The organism is Streptomyces sp. EDA2-14 (genome assembly GCF_054963755.1).
In genome coordinates, this window is sequence record NZ_JBUEGE010000007.1 from 216,193 (window position 1) to 234,712 (window position 18,520).

Here is an 18,520-nt window from a genome sequence, read left to right on the forward strand (position 1 = left end):
CCGGCGCGGCGGCCGCTCAGCCGGCCGCCGCGCGCAGCACCTCGAGCGCCCGGTCCGCGTGCGCGCTCATCCGGAACTCGCTGCGGACCACCTCCAGCACCCGCCGGTCCGTGCCGATCACGAACGTGGCGCGCTTGGTCGGCAGCGGACCGAAGCCGCGCGCCACCCCGAACCGGCCGCGCACCTCGCCCTCCGGGTCGGACAGCAGCGAGAACCCGAGGGTGTGCCGCCCCGCGAACTCCCGCTGCCGCTCGACGGCGTCGGAGCTGATCCCCACCGGGCGCGCGCCGACCGCCGCGAACTCGGCCGCCAGGTCCCGGAAGTGGCAGGCCTCCGCCGTGCAGCCGGGGGTGAGCGCGGCCGGGTAGAAGAACAGCACGACCGGTCCGTCCGCGAGCAGGGACGACAGCGTCGTGGGCGTCCCCGTCTCGTCGGGCAGCGTGAAGTCGTCGACGGTCGAGCCGACTTGAATGCGGGCGGACGTGGGCATGCGATCTCCAGGCGTGCGGCGGCAGGCGTGTGTGTTACCCCCACGTATACCGGACAGTAGGGTGCACCGAACAGAATGTGCCGCGGGGATGTTGAGGCGGTGCCAGGTGGGTAGGGGCGATTTCATGGACGTGTCGCATGACCAGAACGTGGAGACGGCGGTGGCCGCTGCCGCCTTCCTCTCCGGACAGCAGGTCACCGAGAAACAGTGCGGTGGCTGCGGAACAGTGGTGGCGGGCATCAACGGCCGCTACGCGTGCGGCGCTTGTGGCTGGATCAACCACTGGTCGGACGGTGACACCCACCTCCCCGGGGCGGAGGACGACGTCTGACAGGCGTCGCGGGGAGCGGGCGCGCTCGAACGTTCCTGCCCTTGAACCGTCTCGCGTCGAACTGGTTGTGAAGGCCGCCCGGGGGTTGGCGCATATGCCAGCTGAGGTATGCCCTTTGGCCTAAGGTTTGCGATGTCGCCTTTGTGTGGCGATGACGCGACAGCACAGTCCGGCGGGAGCGATGAAGGGCCGGGCGACCCCATGTACCGGGCGGTGTCGCCCGGTGTGGGGCAAGGAGTGGGGAGCGCTCCCGCACAGGTGGGACAGCAGGGATGGGGTGGGTCGGGGTGAGCCCTGACGAAAGGCACACGGACGGGCGCCTGGAGGCGCTGGCAACGGGATTCATCGCCTACCCGGACGGTGAACAGCTCGCGTGCGAGGTCCGGTTGAGGTACTCCGCGGACGATCCGCTCGTCGTCCGCATCGTCGCGCCCGAGACCGCGGCGCGCGGCGGGAGCTGGGCGCTGTCCCGCGATCTGCTCTCCGCGGGGCTCACCGGCACGGCGGGCATCGGCGACGTCACGGTGCGTCCCCTGGCGAGCGAGGGCGAACCGCTCAGCGTGGAGATCGAGATCCGCGGCGCGCGGGCGGGTTGGCCCGTTCGCTTCGTGATGGGGCACCGGACACTGCTCGCGTATCTGGAGCGCAGCCACGCCCTCGTGCCGTTCGGCTCGGAGGCCGACCAGGGCGCCATGGAGCGGGAGTTGGAAGGGCTGCTCGGTGGCGGGGATCCTGCGGAGGGCGGCCCGAATGCGTGATAAACCGCGCATTGCGCCCTTCGTGTGATCCTCGGCCCCTCCCGCAACCGGCGCACGCCGCCCGTGGCTCTCAGCCTGCAAGACGACGGCGTACGCCACCAAGGAGGCCGGCATGCAGACCATCACGACCGGGCTGGACGAAGAGCAGACCTGCGCCACCGACTGGGCGGCCGACTGGCTGCTGGCCCCGCCGGACCCGGCGCACCGCATGCCCTGCCAGGTGGACCCGAGGGACATGCGCCGACTGGAGCTGCACGCGGTGCTCACCGCTTCGGGCATCGCGCCCGCGCCCGGCGACGCGGAGGCCATCGAGCGGCTCAGCGCGCTCCCCGAGTCCGTGCACGCCACCCTGCGCCGCTGGCTGGGCTGCTGCGGACAGTGCGGATGCACCGCCTGAACCCCGCAGGACGGCCGGACGACGACACCACCGCGACGAGCCCCTCCACACCCGGTGTGGAGGGGCTCCGGTCTGTCGTCACAGGCGGCGGGACACGTCCTGCGCCGCCTGCCGCACGGCCGGGGCGAACCCGGCGAGCTGCTCCTCGGTGACGAGGAACGTGAGCGAGGAGACCGAGACGGCGCCGACCGGCGTGCCGTCCGCGTCGAGGACCGGGGCCGCGATCGAACAGATCGACGCGTCCGCCTCCTCGTAGTCGGTGGCGTACCCGGCCTCGCGGATCGCGGCCAGCTCCTTGCCGAGCGCCGCGCGGTCGGTGTGGGTGTGCGGAGTGCGGGCGGGCAGCCCCGTGCGGTCGAGGACGGCTGCGGCCTCGTCGGCCGGCAGATGGGCCAGGAGCGCCTTGCCCGCGGCGCTGGCGTGCAACGGCAGCGGGGCGCCGACGTCGGTGGCGATCCGGTAGGCGTGACCGGGGTCGACCTTGTGCGTGTACGTCGCGTGGTCCCCGCTCGGCACCGCCAGATGCACGGCCTGGCCGAGCCGCTGCTGCAGGGCGCGTAGCACGGCGTCGATGCCGACCGCGTCGTCGGCGAGGACCTGCGCGGCCATCGCGCGCAGTTGGTTGCCGCAGCCGTAGCGGCCCTCGCCGTCGGCGGCCGCGTACCCCTCCTCGACGAGGGTGGCCAGCACCCGGTGCGTGCTGGCCTTGGAGACGCCGGAGCGCTCCGCGATGTCGCCGAGCCGGTGCGGTCCGTCGGCACGCGCCACCGCGTGCAGCACTCGAAGTGCCTTGACGACGGAATTCGCGGGCTTGCTCGGTTCCATTGACCCTCCGAGGAGACGCGGGCTATGTTTCCACTCGATCCGCCGAGCGGAACGTCATTCTACTCTACGGAACACCTCGGGTCCGAAGAAGCGGCACGTCCTGCCGCGCTCCGCCGCGCCCGTCGCCTTACGCACCACTCTCATGCTGGGGAAAGGTCGCCGTCCATGGCTGTGCACACAGCTCCGTCCGAGAACCCGCAACGATTCGATCTCGTCGTCACCGGCGGCCTGTTGGCCGACCCGCTGCGCCCGGAGCCCGTCGCCGGTGACCTCGCGGTGCGCGACGGCCGGATCGTCGCGACGGGGGAGCCGGGCACACTCGCCGCCGAACAGCGCGTGGACGCCGCGGGACTGCTCGTGGCACCCGGCCTGATCGACCTCCACTCCCACGTCTACGCGCCCCGCACCTCGCTCGGCGTACCCGCCGACGCGGTCGGCGTCGAGCAGGGGGTCACCACCCTCGTGGACGCGGGCAGTTGCGGCAGCGACCACTGGGACGACTTCGCGGAAAACGTTGTCGAGGTTGCCGAGACCCGCGTCCTGAGCTGGCTGAACATCTCCCGGCACGGACTGGTCCACGGCCGCACCGAACTCGCGGGCGGCGCCGCCGACATCGACGAGGCCGCCACCGAGAAGCTGCTGCGCGAGCGCCCCGACCGGGTGCACGGCATCAAGGTGCGGATGAGCGCGTCGGTCCTCGGAGACAGCGGCCTCGCGCCGCTGCGGGCCGCGAAGCGGATCGCCACGCGGGTGGACCGGCCGGTGATGGTGCACGTCGGCAACGAACCGCCGCACCTCGCCGACGTACTGGACCTGCTCGGGGCGGGCGACGTCGTCACCCACGCCTTCCACGGAAAACCCGGCGGCCTGTTCGGCAGCGAGGACGCCGCGCGCCGGGCCGTGGCCCGCGGCGTCCGCCTCGACGTCGGACACGGCAGCGCCAGCCTCGCGTTCGCCACCGCCGAACGGGCCCTCGCCGCCGGCTTCACCCCGTACACCATCAGCACCGACGTGCACGTGGGCAATGTCGGGGGACCGGTGCACTCGCTCGTCACCACGCTCAACAAGCTGCTCGCGCTCGGCCTCCCGCCGCACGAGGTGATCCGGTGCGCGACGCTCCACCCCGCACAAGTCCTCGGCATGGAGGGCGAACTGGGCACCCTGCAGGTCGGCGGCGCCGCCGATCTGACACTCATGCGGCTCACCGACGGCCCCCTCCCGCTGACCGACGCCGAGGGCGACACACGGACCGCCGACACCCGCCTGGAGGCGGTCGCGACGGTGCGTGCGGGACGCCCGCACGCCATCGCGGCCCCCACCGGCCGACCGCCGGGGCCCCACCCACCGACCGCTCCACCGAACCACCGAGAGGCCCGTGAATGAGCACGCCCCTGATCGAACGGCTCGCCACGGCCGTCCAGGACACCACGCAGCCCGTCACCGACGAGGACCGGACCGACCTGGCGGAGTTCCTGCCGCTCGCGCGGGCCCACGCGCAGGTCGCCGGGATCGTCTTCGACGAGACACGGATGCTCGCCCTCGCCGTGCACGCACTCGCGTTCGTCCGCCGGGTGCGTGACATCGAACATCTCGACCCGCTCGACCCCGAACTCGCCGGCGAACTGGGCGCCGACCGCATCGCCGCCGCCCGCACCCTCGTCGACACCTACTGCGCGCCCCGCGAATTCCTCGCGGGTGACACCGAAGTCCTGCTGCTCGCCCTGCACTTCGAGGCGGCGGCACAGCTCCAGCACCAGTCCACCCCGCAGGCCTGATCCCACACACCAAGGAGCACCGCCATGACAGTGAAGATCGTGATCGGACACCGGCTCGGCAAGGGCCAGGCCGTCGCCGACGGCGTACGGGCCGCGGGCGGCGAGCCCGTCCTGATCGCGGGCCCCGGCGCCGACATGAAGGTCGGCGACGTGATGGCCGCGGAGGGCGCCGCGCTCGGCATCTCGTTCTGCGGCAGCGGCGGGGCCGGAGCGGTGACCGCCAAGGCCAAGTACGGCCACGAGATCGAGTTCGGCATGCGCTCGGCGCAGGCCGGGGTGACCGCCGTCCAGCAGGGCCGCACGGTTCTCGGCTTCGGCTTCCTCGACAGCGAGGAACTGGGCTTCAAGGTCACCGAGGCACTGCTCAAGAAGCTCGGGGAGAACGCCTCGTGAAACAGACCCGCCACACCCTGCGGCTCACCGGCTCCGGGCCCACCAGGGACAAGGCCTTCGCCACCGCCATCGGTCAGGTGCAGTCCGCCGTCGACAAGAAGACCGACGGCGTGTGCTTCCGCGTCGAGCCCCTCGAACTCGACATCGTCTCCGCGGTGGAACACCGCTGGACGGAGCGGTTCCTCGGACTCCTCTTCCCCCGCACCCGGCGCCGCTTCGAACTCACCTTGCGGGTCGAGGTGCAGGTGGCCTCCCTCGACCTGGAATCCGTCGACTTCACGGTGCGCGAGGAGCGGCTCTCGCCGGTCCAGCACGCCCTGCACATGAGGTGACCCGATGAACGAGACCCTCACCGTCCTGCTGGAGTCCCTCGTCATCGGCGGACTGATCGGCTTCGGCGCCTCCGCGGGCGTGGCCCGCATGTTCCACGCGCCGAAGGTCCAGGGCATGGGCGCCTTCCGCACCCTCGGCGAGCTGAACGCCTGTCAGAACGACCCGGTCGCGCACTTCTCGTTCGGGCTGGGCTTCCTGTTCAACGCCTGGTCGAGCGCGGTCGGCACCGGCGCGCTCACCTCCGACGTCGACCACCGCATCGTCCCCCACTGGACGGCGTCGGTCGCGATGATCAAGAACCGCAGGCTCGCCGAGACCCTGCACAACCCCCGCCGGATGGCGCTCACCGGCACCGTCGTCGGCATGGTCCTGGTGACGCTCCTCAACACCACCGCCGCCTCCATCCCGCACTCCCTGCAGGACGTCGCGGCGAAGGTGCTGGGTCCCGCCTCCGAGTGGCTGATCAACCCCGTCATGCCGATCATCTTCTGGATGGCCGCCGTCGACGCGGGCAGGCGCACCGGCGCCTGGGGCACCGTCCTCGGCGGACTCGGCCACCTCGTGATGGGCAACGCCGTGCCCGGCATCGTGCTCGGCATCGTCATCGGCAAGGGCGTCGACGACCTCGGCTGGACGAAGGTCACCAAGTCGCTCGCGGCCGTCGTGCTCGCGCTCTTCGCGGCCAGCACCGTGCTGCGCGGCGCCGACGTCACCCTGCTCCAGCAGATGAACGTGCACATCCCGCAGTGGCTCACGCACTTCCACGACGTGACCGGCACCAAGCCCGAGTGAGGCGGCCAGCGACATGACCGAGACATCCACCGCCGCCACCGGCGGCATACCGGAGCAGAACTCCGGCGAGCAGCGGTCCAAGGGCGGCTTCCTCACGAAGGTGCCGGGCGAGGGCAGCTTCTGGCTCTCCGAATGGGCCTTCCCCGTCTTCGTGGCCTGCCTCGCCGCGGGCATCTTCACCGGTACGCAGCTCTACTACACGTACGGGACCGGCGTGTTCAGCGACGTCGCGGTCGCCTCCATGCTCAAGGCCGGCATGGAGAACGGCAGTTACGGCGCCGCGGCCGCCTTCGGCGCGGGATTCCTGTTCGCCCGCGTCATCGAGGGGCCCATGGTCGGCATCCTCGACATCGGCGGATCCCTCCAGACCGGCGTCGGCATCGGCATCCCCGCCATGCTGCTCGGCGCCGGATTCACCGCCCCGCTGGAGCACTTCTGGCTCGCCATTCCGGTGGGCGCCCTGCTCGGCGGACTGATCGGCGTCGCGATCCTCGCGATCCGGCGCGCCACCGTGAACTCCACGGGTGGCACCTCCACGTTCGGCGCCGACGTGATGATGGGCGCCGGCAACTCCGCCGGACGCTATCTGGGCCCGCTCGTCATCATCTCCGCCGCCACCGCCTCCCTGCCCGTCGGCATCGGCTCGACCGTCGGCGCCGCCCTCTTCTACAAGTGGCAGAAGCCGCTGACCGGCGGAGCCATCATCGGCGCGATGATCGCGGGCCTCTTCTTCCCGATCCCCGGCAAGTGACCGTCCCACCGGTTCAAGTGACCGCCCCACCGGTTTGAGGAATCAGCGTGCAATCTCTCCACCATGACCTGGGCACACCGCCCGCCATCAACGCCAGCGGCAAGATGACGGCACTCGGCGGCAGCGTCCTCAGCGACGGCGTCGTCGCCGCGATGGGCGAGGCCGCCCGGCATCACGTCGTCATGGACGACCTGATGGCCGCCGTCGGCCGCGAGATCGGCCGCGCCACCGGCACCGAGGACGGCTGCCCCACGACGGGCGCCGCATCCGGCGTCGCCATCGCGGTCGCCGCCGTGATCGCGGGCACCGACCTGTCCCGCATCGAAGCCCTGCCCGACGCGGGCGACGCGCCCTGCGAGGTGATCCTGCCGCGCGGCCACTCCGTCCACTTCGGGGCGCCCGTACGGCAGATGGTCGCGCTCGGCGGCGGCCGGCCCGTCGAGGTCGGCTCCGCGAACAAGGTGGCCGCCGACCACCTCGCGGGCGCGATCGGCCCCCGCACCGCGGCCCTCCTGTACGTCCAGTCCCACCACGCCGTGCAGAAGGGCATGGTCTCGCTGGAGGAGACCGTCGAGGTGGCCCGCGCCCACGACCTGCCGGTGATCGTCGACGCCGCGGCCGAGGGCGAACTGCGCCGCTGGCCGGCCCTCGGCGCCGACCTCGTCGTCTACAGCGGCGGCAAGGCCGTCGGCGGACCCACCTCCGGCATGATCTGCGGCAGCGCCGCGCACATGGCCGCGTGCCGGGCCCAGTACGGCGGCATCGCCCGCCCGATGAAGGTCGGCAAGGAAACCCTCTTCGGTCTGGTCCAGGCACTGCGCGAGTACGGCAGCGCCCAGAGCGGCGGCCACCGGCCCCGCATGGAGAAGCTCGCCGCCCGCCTCGCCCACCTGCCGGGCCTCACCACCCGCGTCGTCAGCGACGAGGCGGGCCGCGACATCCACCGCACCGAACTCACCGTCGACCCCGGGGCCGCGGGCCGCGACGCCACCCGCCTCGCCGCCGAACTCGCCGCCGACGGTGTGTACCTGAGGGACCACCACGCCGTCACGGGACGCCTCGCGATCGACCCCCGCCCCATGAACCCCGACGAAGAGGAACAGCTGGTGGACCGGCTGACCGCACTGCTGGACGGAGCCAACCGATGACCGTCGTCGAACGCCGCCTCGTGGTCACCGAGGAAGCGGGCCTGCACGCCCGCCCCGCCACCGCCTTCGCCCAGATCGCCGCCCGCGCCGCGGCCGATGTCACCGTCGCACGGGACGACGGCCACGAGGTCCCCGCCCGCAGCGTCCTGTCGCTCATGACGCTCAACATCCGCTGCGGCGACGCCATCGTGCTGCGCGCCCGCGGCGCCGACGCCGAGTCGACCCTGGACGCCCTCGCCGAGATCGCGGCCCCGGCATGACAGCCGCACACACCCGACCGGAGCCCACCATGCACGCCGATGTCATCGACGCGCTGCGCACCGCGCGCGCCACCCCGACCGTGCGCGAGGCCGACGCGGACGCCGCCGACGCGATGGCCCGCACCCTCGTCCAATGCGGCCTCACGGCCTTCGAGTTCACCGCCACCACGCCCGGCTGGGAGGGCCTGGTGGGCGCGTGGTCGAAGGAGTTCCCGGAGGTGACACTCGGCCTCGGCACCGTCACCTCGTCCGACATCGCCGAACGCGCGCTGGCGGCCGGGGCGGACTTCCTGGTGAGCCCGTTCCAGGTGCCGGAGGTACGCCCCGTGGCGGACGCCGCCGGGCGGCTCCTGGTCGAGGGCGGCCTCACCCCGAGTGAACTGCGGGTCGCGGCGGACCGGGGCGTCGCCAAGCTGTTCCCCGCGCACGTCGGGGGCATCGGCTACCTGAAGTCGGTGCTGTCCGTGCTGCCGGGCGCCCGGATCATGGCGACAGGCGGGGTGAGCGTGGACGACGCCGACACATGGCTCGCCGCGGGCGCCTTCACGGTGAGCATCGGCAGCGACCTCACACGGGGCGACGTACCGGCCAACGTGGCGCGGCTGAAGGAACGCATCGCGCACTGACGGACGCGCAGAAGTGCGACGCCGATGTCGCATGGGCGTAACAGAGCGATCTCCGCACTGGATACCGGGCGAGTACATCCGTTCTAGTGGCCCCATGACACACGAGCCGGACACGCCGTCCCGAGGCGGACCGCGGTGGCGACGGGGCATCTGCCTGCTCGCCACCGCGCTGCTCCTGGGCACCGCCACGGGCGCCCGTCACCAGGAGGGCTACCTGCCGGTCCCGGACAGCGCCTGCGAGGCGTCGCCGGCGACCGCGAAGCACTCGGGCAGGCCCGCCCCCGACGTCGACGGCGACGGCCACCCGGACCTGGCGCTCGGTGTACCGGCGAGCAACGGGGACGTCTACCAGACCGGCCGGATCGCCCTCCTGCACGGTTCGCCGCAGGGCCCGCGGGCAGACCGCCGCACGGTGTTCACGCCCACGGACCTCGACCTGCCCGAACACGACGCGATGACCGACGGCGAGTCACCGCCGGTCCTCGCCGACCTGGACGGCGACGGCCACCTCGACCTCGTGGCGGGCGGCAGCGCCCATGTGCAGTGGGGCGGACCGCACGGCCCGAAACCTGAGCGGGCGCCCGCGCGCATCGCGCTGCCACACAGGGACAAGAGTCGTCCGGTGGAGATCAGCAAGGGCAACTACAGCTACCTGGACACCCCGGTGGCAGGCGACTTCGACGGCGACGGCCACACCGACCTGGCCACCTACCGCACCGGCCTGCACAAGCGTCACCTCGTGGTCCTGAACGGCCCGTTCACCCGCAGCGGCAAGCCCGCGCGGATCAGCGACCGCACCGACCCGTACACCGACGCCCACGACGCCGTGGTCGGCCTGCGGCTTCTCGCGGCGGACCTGACCGGGGACCGGATCACCGATCTGCTGATCTACAAGCCGGGAGAGGCCAGGCACCTTCGGCTGCTGGCCGGCGGGGCCGGCACCGCGAACGGCCTCGCCGCGCGTCCCGAGGCGCTGCCGAGCGGCGAGAACGTGGCCGTCGGCGACTTCGACGGCGACGGCCGGCCCGACATCGCGCTGGGGGACAGCGGCGTCCCGATGGACGACGAGTTCGCGCCCCGCGACCGCAAGGGCAAGGTGACGGTCCGTTACGGCAAGGCCCCCGAGGCCCCGGTCGTCTTCGACGGCGGGGTCCGCAAGGGCGGCTTCGGCATCGACCTGATGGCCGCCGACGTCAACGGCGACGGCTGCGACGACCTCGCCGTGCGCAGCGACGACGACCGGGTGGGCGGGCACGACCGCGTCGACGTACTGCGCGGCGGATCGGCGGGCCTCGGCACCCGGCCGTGGCACCGCTTGCCGGGGGCGGGCCGCCTGAAGACCGCCGCCGACATCGACGGCGACGGGCGCGACGAACTGGTTCTTGCGCAGGGCCACGCCTGGCGGGTGGTCGACGGCTCGGGCAGACGGCTGGAGTCGTTCGATGTCAGGAAGGCGGCACAGCGCCCGGCGGAGCCGCCACACGAGCCCTAGGCGGCCGGCCTGCACCCGTTCCGCTCGGGGCGGGTGCCGGTCCTGGCGCTGAACTCGCGGCGGGTCGGATAGAGGCTGTACGCCGCGAGGGGACGCACCTCGACCGAGCACACCACGTCGTCGCCCGCGTCCGCGCCGACGTGCTCCAGGAGCAGCGCCAGGATCCGCTGCGACAGGCGCGTCATGGTCCGCTCGCTGCGCCCCGGAAGCAGCGCCACCTCCACGTGCACGACCGGCACGTCGTCGTGCTCGCTGCCGACGACGTACGTCTCGGTGGCGGCGCGGAAAAACGTCTTGCAGGTGCCGCGCGAACCGGACCCCTCCACGACGAGGGCGTGCAGCTCCTTGGCGAGGGCGGCCCTGTCGAGGGTGTCGGTGAGTCGGGGCGAGTAGTCGACGGTGATCTGAGGCACGGCGCCTCCGCGGCGGACAAGGTGGGTGGGCTTTACATCTATCCGTGCACCACTTTAGCCCGTCACCTGTGGTGCCTCGAACGCGCGGGTACGGGTGAGGGCCCGGCCGAACGCGGCCGGGCCCTCACCCGTCAGGTCGTGCGTCAGCGGGTCACGCCTCGCTGGCGTCCAGCATTTCCGCACGCTCCACGATCTTCACGCGCTCGCGGCCGTGCGGCTCTCCGAGCGCCTTCTCGGCGGCGTCCAGCTTGTACCAGCCGTCCCAGGTCGTGTACCGGATGCCGCGCTCGCCGAGGAACTCGTCGACGGCCTCCGGAGTGGGGGAGACCGGCGTCTGCAGGCGGCCCTCCGAGTGGTCGGCGAGCAGGTTCGCGATCGCCTCGTTGGCGTCGCCCTTGGTGTGCCCGATGAGGCCCACGGGACCGCGCCGGATCCAGCCGGTCACGTACGTCGACTGCAGGTGCTCGCCGTTCTCCTGGATGACGCGGCCGCCCTCGTCCGGGACGGTGCCGGACTTGATGTCCCAGGGGAGCTTGGGCAGTTCGTCGGAGAGGTAGCCCACCGCGCGGTAGACGGCGCCGAGGTCCCAGTCCGTGAAGTTTCCGGTGCCCTTGACGTTGCCGGTGCCGTCCAGTTCGGTGCGCTCGGTGCGCAGACCGACGACGCGGCCGTCCTCACCGAGGATCTCGGTCGGCGACTCGAAGAAGTGCAGGAACAGCTTGTGCGGGCGGTCGCCCTCGTCGCGGATCGCCCAGTTCTCCAGCGTCTTGGCGACCATGTCGGTCTGCTTCTCGCTGCGGCGGGCGGCGATGGAGCCCTCGTCGTAGTCGATGTCCTCGGGATTGACGATGACCTCGATGGACGGCGAGTGGTCCAGCTCGCGCAGCTCCATGGGGCTGAACTTCGCCTGCGCGGGGCCACGACGGCCGAAGACGTGGACCTCCAGGGCCTTGTTCGCCTTCAGGCCCTCGTAGACGTTGGCCGGGATCTCCGTGGGCAGCAGCTCGTCCGCGGTCTTCGCGAGCACGCGCGCGACGTCGAGCGCGACGTTGCCGACGCCGAGGACGGCGACCTTCTCGGCCTCCAGCGGCCAGGTGCGCGGGACGTCGGGGTGGCCGTCGTACCAGGAGACGAAGTCCGCGGCGCCGTAGGAGCCCTCGAGCTCGATGCCGGGGATGTCGAGCGCCCGGTCGGCCGTGGCACCCGTGGAGAAGACGATCGCGTCGTAGAAGGCACGCAGGTCGTCGAGGTCGATGTCCCGCGGGTAGTCGACGTTGCCGAACAGGCGGATCTGCGGCTTGTCGAGCACCTGGTGCAGGGCCTTCACGATGCCCTTGATGCGCGGGTGGTCCGGCGCGACGCCGTAGCGGATCAGGCCGAACGGGGCCGGCATGCGCTCGAAGAGGTCGATGGACACCCCCGGCTCGGAGGCCGCTTCGGACTTGAGCAGGGCGTCGGCGGCGTAGATGCCGGCGGGGCCGGCTCCGACGATGGCGACCCTCAGGGGGCGAGGCATGTTTCAGGTTCCCTTCGAGTGGTTCCCATGGTCCGTGCGTGCTGGTCGGGCCACGAGTGCTTGTAGGGAAGCCTAAAGTAAGGCAAGCCTTAGAAAGTAGGCGGGTCCGGTCTATGGGCACATAAGCTTGCCTTATGGGGTCCGATAGCTTCGCTTGAGGGTATCGGCTTAAGCTGGAAGATCTGCGGGTCGCCGTCTGTTGGACTGGTTGGATCTGTTCGTCGTGTCAGGTAGTGCAGGGAGTGGCGTATGTCGGAGTCGACCGAGAGGGCAGTGCTGGCGGGGGGCTGCTTCTGGGGAATGCAGGACCTGATCCGCAAGCGGCCCGGCGTGGAGTCCACGCGCGTGGGGTACTCCGGCGGTGACACGCCGAACGCCACGTACCGCAACCACGGCGACCACGCCGAGGCCATCGAGATCGTCTATGACCCCTCCGTGGTCACCTACCGCGATCTGCTCGAGTTCTTCTTCCAGGTCCACGACCCGACGACGAAGGACCGTCAGGGCAACGACCTGGGCCGCAGCTACCGGTCCGCGATCTACTACACGGACGAGGCGCAGCGCCGGGTCGCTCTCGACACCATCGCGGACGTCGACGCGAGCGGTCTGTGGCCCGGCAAGGTCGTGACCGAGGTGGAGCCGGTCGGCGACTTCTGGGAGGCCGAGCCGGAGCACCAGGACTACCTGGAGCGCTACCCGGACGGGTACACCTGCCACTTCCCGCGGCCGAACTGGAAGCTGCCGAAGCGGGCCGCCTGATCGTCCGGATCGCGGGCGTCGCTCCCTGAGGGGGAGCGGCGCCCGTTTTCCTTGTCCGGGGCTTGGCATGTTCGCTGCGAAAAAGAAGCCTCGCGGCATCTTGTTTCTGCGTACACGTAAATGCATGATGCCTACATGCATAAGCGGGTTATGGACCTCGGCGACGGCTCCGCCGCTGCCGAGGAGGAGAGCCTCATCGCCTCCGTGGAGCTGCTGGTCCGCCACGTGCGCAGGAGCGCCGTCACCGGTGGCCTGAGCACCGCGGCGTCCGCCGCCCTCGCCCGGCTCGGCCGCGAAGGGCCGCAGCGCCTTACCGACCTGGCGCGTGCGGAAGCCGTCTCCCAGCCGAACATGACGCAGCTGGTGACCCGCATGGAACGCGCGGGCCTCGTCCGGCGCACCGCCGACACCAGCGACGGCCGGGGCGTCCTCGTCGACGTCACCGACCACGGCATGGACGTCTTCCGGCAGCGCAGGCGCGAACGGGAGCTGGCCCTCCAGGAACTGGTGGGAGAGCTGACGGAGGCCGAGCAGGCCGCCGTGCGCCTCGCCCTGCCCGCCCTCGCGCACGCGATCCAGGAGCAGCACCGGCGCCCCTGACCGCGTCGTGCACACCCGCGTCGTCCCACTCGTCCACACGTCGCGAAAGAGAAGCACACATGAGTGCACCCACCGCGAAGACCGCGAGCCCCTTCAAGCAGCCCAAGGCCGTCTGGGCCGTCGCGTTCGCCTGCGTCATCTCCTTCATGGGCATCGGTCTCGTGGACCCGATCCTGCCCGCCCTCGCCGAGAGCCTGCACGCCACGCCCAGCCAGGTGTCCCTGCTGTTCAGCAGCTATCTCATCGTGACCGCGGTCGCGATGCTCGTCGTCGGCTGGTTCTCCAGCCGCTTCGGCGCCAAACGCACCCTCGTCATAGGCCTGAGCGTCATCGTCGTGTTCTCGGCGCTCGCCGGCGCCACCGGCTCCATCAACGGCATCGTCGGCTTCCGGGCCGGCTGGGGCCTCGGCAACGCCCTGTTCATCGCCACCTCCCTGGCCGTCATCGTCGCCTCCGCGAGCGGCGGATTCGCCGGCGCGATCATCCTCTACGAGACCGCGCTCGGCCTCGGCATCGCCGTCGGGCCGCTGCTCGGCGGCGAGTTGGGGGCGATCAGCTGGCGCGGACCGTTCTTCGGCGTCGCCGTCCTGATGGCCATTGCGCTCGTCGCCACCATCGCCTTCGTCCCCGACCTGCCACGCCCCAAGAAGATCACCTCACCGCTCGCCCCGCTCAAGGCGCTGCGCCACCGCGGCCTGCTCACCATGGGCATCATGGCGCTGCTCTACAACTGGGGCTTCTTCACGATGCTCGGGTACGCCCCGTACCCGATGGAGCTCGACGCCCACGAACTCGGCCTCGTCTTCACCGGCTGGGGCCTGCTTGTCGCCCTGTTCAGCGTGTTCTTCGCGCCGCGCCTCCAGGCGCGCTACGGCACCGCGGCCGTCCTGTACGCGAACCTGTTCTGCCTCGGCGTCGTCATGGCCGTCATCGCCGCCGGGGTCTCGACGCCGACCGTGGTGATCGTCGCGGTCATCGTCAGCGGCGCCTTCATCGGCATCAACAACACGCTCACCACGCAGGCCGTCATGCTGGTCTCCCCGGTGGAGCGGCCCGTCGCCTCGTCCGCGTACGGCTTCCTGCGGTTCATCGGCGGCGGCCTCGCCCCGTACGTCGCGGGCAAGCTCGCCGACGCCATGGACCTGAGCGTGCCCTTCTACCTCGCAGCACTCACCTTCCTGCTCGCCATCCCGGTCCTCGCCAGCGGACACCGGCTGCTGCGCCGGGCCGAGGCCAACCTGGGCGAGGGTGAGCCGGTGCAGCCTTCGCTGACGCCCGTGGGAGCCGCGTCCCGCAGCGCCGATCCGCGCGTCGTCGTCGCCGTCGGCGACCACGACCGGGCGCCCGCCATCGTCGACGCCGCGGCGCGTCTCGCCCGTGACACCGGCAGCCCGCTGGAGGTCGTGCACGTCCAGCAGACCGCCGTGGTCGACGATCAGGCCGCCGACACCGAGGGGCTGGCGCAGGCCCGCGCCGCCGTCACCGCCCACCTCGACCGGCTGGCAGGACAGGGCGTGGCCGCCACCGGGCAGGTGCTGAGCAGCGTCGGCGACCACGCCGCCGCGGGGCGTGTGCTGGCCCGGCACGCGGCGGACGTCGGCGCCCGCGTCGTGGCCGTCGGGCACTCGCCGCGCGGGCCGCTGACGCAGTTCGCCGACGGGAGCTTCACCACGGCGCTCACCCACGCCTGCGCGTGCACGGTCGTCCTCGTCGGCACCGGCGCGGACGCGGCGCCGCGCCCGCTCACCGCGGCGGCGCTCGCCGAACTGCGCGGCGCCGGGACCTGACCCGCCCGTACGCCGCACGTTTGATCCGGGCTGATTCGGTTAGGCGCAAGATCAGTCAAAACGGGGAGGTGCACCGCGATGTTCGGTGGCATGAACGGGCAGTGGGTGCGCACGCGCACGGACGAAGACACCAAGGCGTTCATCAAGGAGAAGAAGCTCGACCAGGAACGCTCGATGGAGACGGGGACAGGCACCGCGATCCTGACCACAATCGTGGTGCTGTTCCTCGTCGGCTGGGTCGTGTACGCACTCGTGCGCTGACCGCCGCCTCAGCCGACGGCGCGCACTCCGTCGATCAGGGCCGTGACCCCGCGCTCCACCTTGGAGCGCGGGCAGCCCACGTTCAGCCGCACATGCCCGGCCGCTCCGTACGCCGTGCCCGGCATGATCGCCACCCGCTGCCGCTCGACCAGCTCGCGCTGGAGCGCGTCCTCGTCGACGCCGAGGGGCCGCAGATCGATCCAGGCGAGATAGCCCGCCTCGGGCGGCGTCCAGCCCAGCTCGGGGAACTCCTGCGCCAGGCGCTCCGCCACGTACGACAGATTCCCGCGCAGGTATGTGCCGAGCGCGTCCAGCCAGGCACCGCCCTCCCGGTAGGCCGCGATGTGGCCGACCAGCGACAGCACCGCGGGGGACGAGAGGCCGTCGGCCTCCTTGAGCTGCCGCAGGTAGGCGTCGCGTGACCCCGGATCCCCGACGATTCCGTAACTGCCGGTCAGCGCCGGGATGTTGAAGGACTTCGACGCGGACGTGACCACCGCCCACCGCGCGCCCGGGCCGCCGTGCAGCGCCCACGGCCGGTGGACGGACGGCGGGTGCGCGAGGTCCGAGTGGATCTCGTCGCTGATGACCGCGACGTCGTGACGCGCGCACAGCCCGGCCATGCGGTCGAGTTCATCGGCGGTCCACACATGGCCGGTGGGGTTGTGCGGGGAGCACAGCAGCAGCACCGACGTGTCCGGCAGCGACAGCAGCCGCTCCAGCTCGGCCCAGTCGTCCAACGCGCAGGTGAGCAGCCGCCGTTCGTGCGCGGCGACCGTCTTGGGGAAGGCGTCGTAGGCCGGGGTGTGCGTCACGACGCCGTCGCCGGGGCGCGACCACAGCCGCAGTAGCTGCCCGACCTGGTAGATGACGGACGGGCCGTAGACGATCGCGTCCGGATCCACGGGGGTGCCGTGCCGGGTGTCGTACCAGTCGACGATCGCGGACAGGAAGTCGTCGTGGCGCCAGCGGGAGTAGCCGAGCACGCCGTGGTCGAGCCGGCCGCGCAGCGCCGCCAGCACCTCGGGCGCCGTCTCGAAGTCCATGTCGGAGATCGTGAACGGCAGCAGGTCCGGCACGCCGAAGCGGTCCTCGACGTAGTCCCACTGCGTGCACCAGGTGCCGTGCCGGTCGACGACGGTGTCGAAGTCGTAGGCGGGGGAGGGGTCTCGCACGGCTCAGCCCACCGGGACCATCGTCGCGATGGCGTCCTTCACGGACTGCACCTGCGGGCCTATGACGACCTGGACGGTGTGCGCGTCGAGCTTTACGACACCGACGGCGCCCAGCTTCTTCAGACGCGGCTCGTCCACCCGCTCCGCGTCCTCGACCGTCAGGCGCAGGCGCGTGATGCAGTTGTCGAGCGACGTGATGTTGTCCGCGCCGCCGATCGCGTCGAGGATCGCCACGGCGTCGTACTTCCCGGCGACCAGCTCACGCGGCTTCCCGTCCTCGTCCGTCGCCTTCCCGGACTCCTCGTCCTCGGTTTCCTCGGCGGTCTCCTCCTCCCGCCCCGGCGTCTTGAGGTCGAAGCGCTTGATGGCCCAGCGGAACAGGAAGTAGTACACGGCGAACCACACCGCGGCGATCACCGGCACCAGATACCACTTGGTGGTGGTGCCCTGGAGGACACCGAAGACGAGCCAGTCGATGACATTGCCGTCCGTGTTGCCGATGAACACCCCGAGGACGGCGGCGGCGAGGAAGCCGAGACCGACGAGGACGGCGTGCAGGAAGTACAGCCACGGCGCGATGAACAGGAACAGGAACTCCAGCGGCTCCGTGATGCCGCCGACGACACAGGCCACGACACCGGAGACCAGGAGCGCCTTGATCTCGGGGCGCATGCTCCTGCGGGCGCAGTGGTACATGGCGAGCGCGGCGCCCGGCAGACCGCCGAGGTACGCCGCCATCTTGCCCTGCGAGAGGAAGTGCGTGGCGTCGGTGACGGCGCCCGTGGGCGGCTTGGAGCAGTTGAGCTGGGCGTAGAACATGTTCAGCGCGCCGGAGACCTGGTCCCCGCACACCGCGCCCGCACCGCCGACGTCGGTGAAGCGGAACATGGCGACGAGGATATGGTGCAGGCCCACCGGGCGCAGCAGCACCTCGCCCATGCCGAAGAAGAACGGCCCGAAGACACCCGCGTGCCCGATCGCCCGGCCCAGATCGGTGATCCAGCCGTTGAACGTCGGCCACACCAGCGGAATCAGCAGACCGAGCACGCTCAGCGTGAGCGCCGAGACGATCGGCACGAAGCGCAGGCCACCGAAGAAGGCCAGCGCATCGGGCATCCGCTGCGTACGGAACCGCTGGTGAAGCAGGCTGACAACGATGCCAACGGCGACCGCTCCGAGGAGTCCCGTATCGATGGACTGGATGCCGATGACATCGGCGATGCCGTAGTGGGCGATCGCCTTCGAGTCGTCGAAGTCCACGCCCTTGGCCGTGAGGTAGAAGTTCACCGCCAGGTTCATCGCCGCGTAGCCGACGAAACCGGAGAAGGCGGCGACGCCCTTGTCCTCGCGGGCGAGACCGAGCGGGATGGCCATCGCGAACATCACGGGCAGGAACTGGAAGGCGACCTGACCGGTGTTGGCCATCCACGTGAAGACCAGATGGAAGCCCTGGCCCTGCAGGAAGGTCAGATTGCCGGTGACGGCGTCGCTGGAGAGCGAGGAGCCGATGCCCAGCATGATGCCGCAGAAGGCGAGCAGGGCCACGGGCAGCATGAACGTCTTGCCGAGGCTCTGGAGGAACTCCCAGAGCGCGGCCTTGGTCTTCTTCATGGGGGGTGTGTCGTCTTTCGGACCTGA

Annotated in this window: 23 protein-coding genes; 17 read left to right on the plus strand and 6 right to left on the minus strand. The window is 71.3% G+C overall.

The window, feature by feature from the left end; all coding sequences use genetic code 11:
• Positions 1-16 precede the first annotated feature (16 nt).
• Positions 17-490, minus strand: a complete 474-nt coding sequence (locus ACY34M_RS20270) for a peroxiredoxin (protein WP_462722263.1) — start codon at positions 488-490, stop codon at positions 17-19.
• A 124-nt stretch (positions 491-614) separates the two neighbouring features.
• Here ACY34M_RS20270 and ACY34M_RS20275 point away from each other — a divergent pair, with 124 nt between their 5' ends.
• From ACY34M_RS20275 to ACY34M_RS20285, 3 genes are all read left to right on the plus strand, one after another.
• Positions 615-821, plus strand: a complete 207-nt coding sequence (locus ACY34M_RS20275) for a hypothetical protein (RefSeq protein WP_306321985.1) — start codon at positions 615-617, stop codon at positions 819-821.
• Between the two features lie 287 nt (positions 822-1,108).
• Positions 1,109-1,579 (plus strand): SsgA family sporulation/cell division regulator, encoded by a 471-nt coding sequence (locus ACY34M_RS20280; protein WP_462722262.1) that lies wholly within the window; start codon positions 1,109-1,111, stop codon positions 1,577-1,579.
• Positions 1,580-1,691: 112 nt separating this feature from the next.
• A complete protein-coding gene (locus ACY34M_RS20285) occupies positions 1,692-1,976 on the plus strand; it encodes a hypothetical protein (protein WP_462722261.1) in 285 nt (94 codons plus the stop codon).
• Between the two features lie 78 nt (positions 1,977-2,054).
• Here ACY34M_RS20285 and ACY34M_RS20290 read toward each other — a convergent pair whose 3' ends face one another.
• Entirely contained in the window at positions 2,055-2,801 is a 747-nt protein-coding gene (locus ACY34M_RS20290) for an IclR family transcriptional regulator (protein ID WP_462722260.1), read from the minus strand.
• A gap of 165 nt (positions 2,802-2,966) precedes the next feature.
• Between ACY34M_RS20290 and ACY34M_RS20295 the strand changes: the two genes are divergently transcribed.
• The 10 genes from ACY34M_RS20295 (at position 2,967) to ACY34M_RS20340 (ending at position 10,371) form a co-directional block, all read left to right on the plus strand.
• Positions 2,967-4,184, plus strand: a complete 1,218-nt coding sequence (locus ACY34M_RS20295; protein WP_462722259.1) for an amidohydrolase/deacetylase family metallohydrolase — start codon at positions 2,967-2,969, stop codon at positions 4,182-4,184.
• Positions 4,181-4,576 carry a hypothetical protein gene (locus tag ACY34M_RS20300; protein WP_462722258.1) on the plus strand — a complete coding sequence of 132 codons (396 nt, stop codon included), beginning with the start codon at positions 4,181-4,183 and terminating at the stop codon, positions 4,574-4,576. Before ACY34M_RS20295 ends, ACY34M_RS20300 begins: the two co-directional genes overlap by 4 nt.
• 24 nt (positions 4,577-4,600) lie before the next feature.
• The gene (locus tag ACY34M_RS20305; RefSeq protein ID WP_462722257.1) at positions 4,601-4,969 is read left to right on the plus strand and encodes an SFCGS family glycine-rich protein; all 369 of its coding nucleotides are present in this window, start codon (positions 4,601-4,603) and stop codon (positions 4,967-4,969) included.
• A complete protein-coding gene (locus tag ACY34M_RS20310; RefSeq protein ID WP_462722256.1) occupies positions 4,966-5,301 on the plus strand; it encodes a DUF4312 family protein in 336 nt (111 codons plus the stop codon). Before ACY34M_RS20305 ends, ACY34M_RS20310 begins: the two co-directional genes overlap by 4 nt.
• 4 nt (positions 5,302-5,305) lie before the next feature.
• Positions 5,306-6,094: a DUF4311 domain-containing protein gene (locus ACY34M_RS20315; protein ID WP_462722255.1), complete on the plus strand. Its 789-nt coding sequence runs from the start codon at positions 5,306-5,308 to the stop codon at positions 6,092-6,094.
• A gap of 13 nt (positions 6,095-6,107) precedes the next feature.
• Positions 6,108-6,845 carry a DUF4310 family protein gene (locus ACY34M_RS20320; RefSeq protein WP_462722254.1) on the plus strand — a complete coding sequence of 246 codons (738 nt, stop codon included), beginning with the start codon at positions 6,108-6,110 and terminating at the stop codon, positions 6,843-6,845.
• Between the two features lie 47 nt (positions 6,846-6,892).
• A complete protein-coding gene (locus ACY34M_RS20325; RefSeq protein WP_462722253.1) occupies positions 6,893-7,993 on the plus strand; it encodes a DgaE family pyridoxal phosphate-dependent ammonia lyase in 1,101 nt (366 codons plus the stop codon).
• Positions 7,990-8,253, plus strand: coding sequence for an HPr family phosphocarrier protein (locus ACY34M_RS20330; protein WP_356382578.1), 264 nt, complete (start codon positions 7,990-7,992; stop codon positions 8,251-8,253). Before ACY34M_RS20325 ends, ACY34M_RS20330 begins: the two co-directional genes overlap by 4 nt.
• Positions 8,254-8,282: 29 nt before the next feature.
• Entirely contained in the window at positions 8,283-8,879 is a 597-nt protein-coding gene (locus tag ACY34M_RS20335; RefSeq protein WP_462722252.1) for a bifunctional 4-hydroxy-2-oxoglutarate aldolase/2-dehydro-3-deoxy-phosphogluconate aldolase, read from the plus strand.
• A 94-nt stretch (positions 8,880-8,973) separates the two neighbouring features.
• A complete protein-coding gene (locus ACY34M_RS20340; protein WP_462722251.1) occupies positions 8,974-10,371 on the plus strand; it encodes an FG-GAP-like repeat-containing protein in 1,398 nt (465 codons plus the stop codon).
• On the opposite strand, the gene ACY34M_RS20345 is transcribed toward ACY34M_RS20340, so the two are convergent.
• Entirely contained in the window at positions 10,368-10,784 is a 417-nt protein-coding gene (locus ACY34M_RS20345) for a 5-carboxymethyl-2-hydroxymuconate Delta-isomerase (RefSeq protein ID WP_462722250.1), read from the minus strand. The two genes, ACY34M_RS20340 and ACY34M_RS20345, sit on opposite strands and share 4 nt — an antisense overlap.
• 151 nt (positions 10,785-10,935) lie before the next feature.
• Positions 10,936-12,300, minus strand: a complete 1,365-nt coding sequence (locus ACY34M_RS20350; RefSeq protein ID WP_462722249.1) for an FAD-dependent oxidoreductase — start codon at positions 12,298-12,300, stop codon at positions 10,936-10,938.
• Between the two features lie 249 nt (positions 12,301-12,549).
• Here ACY34M_RS20350 and msrA point away from each other — a divergent pair, with 249 nt between their 5' ends.
• The 4 genes from msrA (at position 12,550) to ACY34M_RS20370 (ending at position 15,707) form a co-directional block, all read left to right on the plus strand.
• Positions 12,550-13,059, plus strand: coding sequence for a peptide-methionine (S)-S-oxide reductase MsrA (gene msrA / locus ACY34M_RS20355; protein ID WP_462722248.1), 510 nt, complete (start codon positions 12,550-12,552; stop codon positions 13,057-13,059).
• 135 nt (positions 13,060-13,194) lie between these two features.
• Positions 13,195-13,659: a MarR family transcriptional regulator gene (locus ACY34M_RS20360; RefSeq protein WP_462722247.1), complete on the plus strand. Its 465-nt coding sequence runs from the start codon at positions 13,195-13,197 to the stop codon at positions 13,657-13,659.
• Between the two features lie 59 nt (positions 13,660-13,718).
• The gene (locus ACY34M_RS20365; protein WP_462722246.1) at positions 13,719-15,446 is read left to right on the plus strand and encodes an MFS transporter; all 1,728 of its coding nucleotides are present in this window, start codon (positions 13,719-13,721) and stop codon (positions 15,444-15,446) included.
• A gap of 78 nt (positions 15,447-15,524) precedes the next feature.
• Entirely contained in the window at positions 15,525-15,707 is a 183-nt protein-coding gene (locus tag ACY34M_RS20370) for a hypothetical protein (protein WP_462722245.1), read from the plus strand.
• Positions 15,708-15,715: 8 nt separating this feature from the next.
• On the opposite strand, the gene ACY34M_RS20375 is transcribed toward ACY34M_RS20370, so the two are convergent.
• Both ACY34M_RS20375 and malX read right to left on the minus strand, forming a co-directional pair.
• Positions 15,716-16,882, minus strand: a complete 1,167-nt coding sequence (locus ACY34M_RS20375; RefSeq protein ID WP_462722244.1) for a MalY/PatB family protein — start codon at positions 16,880-16,882, stop codon at positions 15,716-15,718.
• Positions 16,883-16,885: 3 nt separating this feature from the next.
• On the minus strand, positions 16,886-18,493 hold the full coding sequence (malX, locus tag ACY34M_RS20380) for a maltose/glucose-specific PTS transporter subunit IIBC (protein WP_462722243.1): 1,608 nt from the start codon (positions 18,491-18,493) through the stop codon (positions 16,886-16,888).
• Positions 18,494-18,520 lie beyond the last annotated feature (27 nt).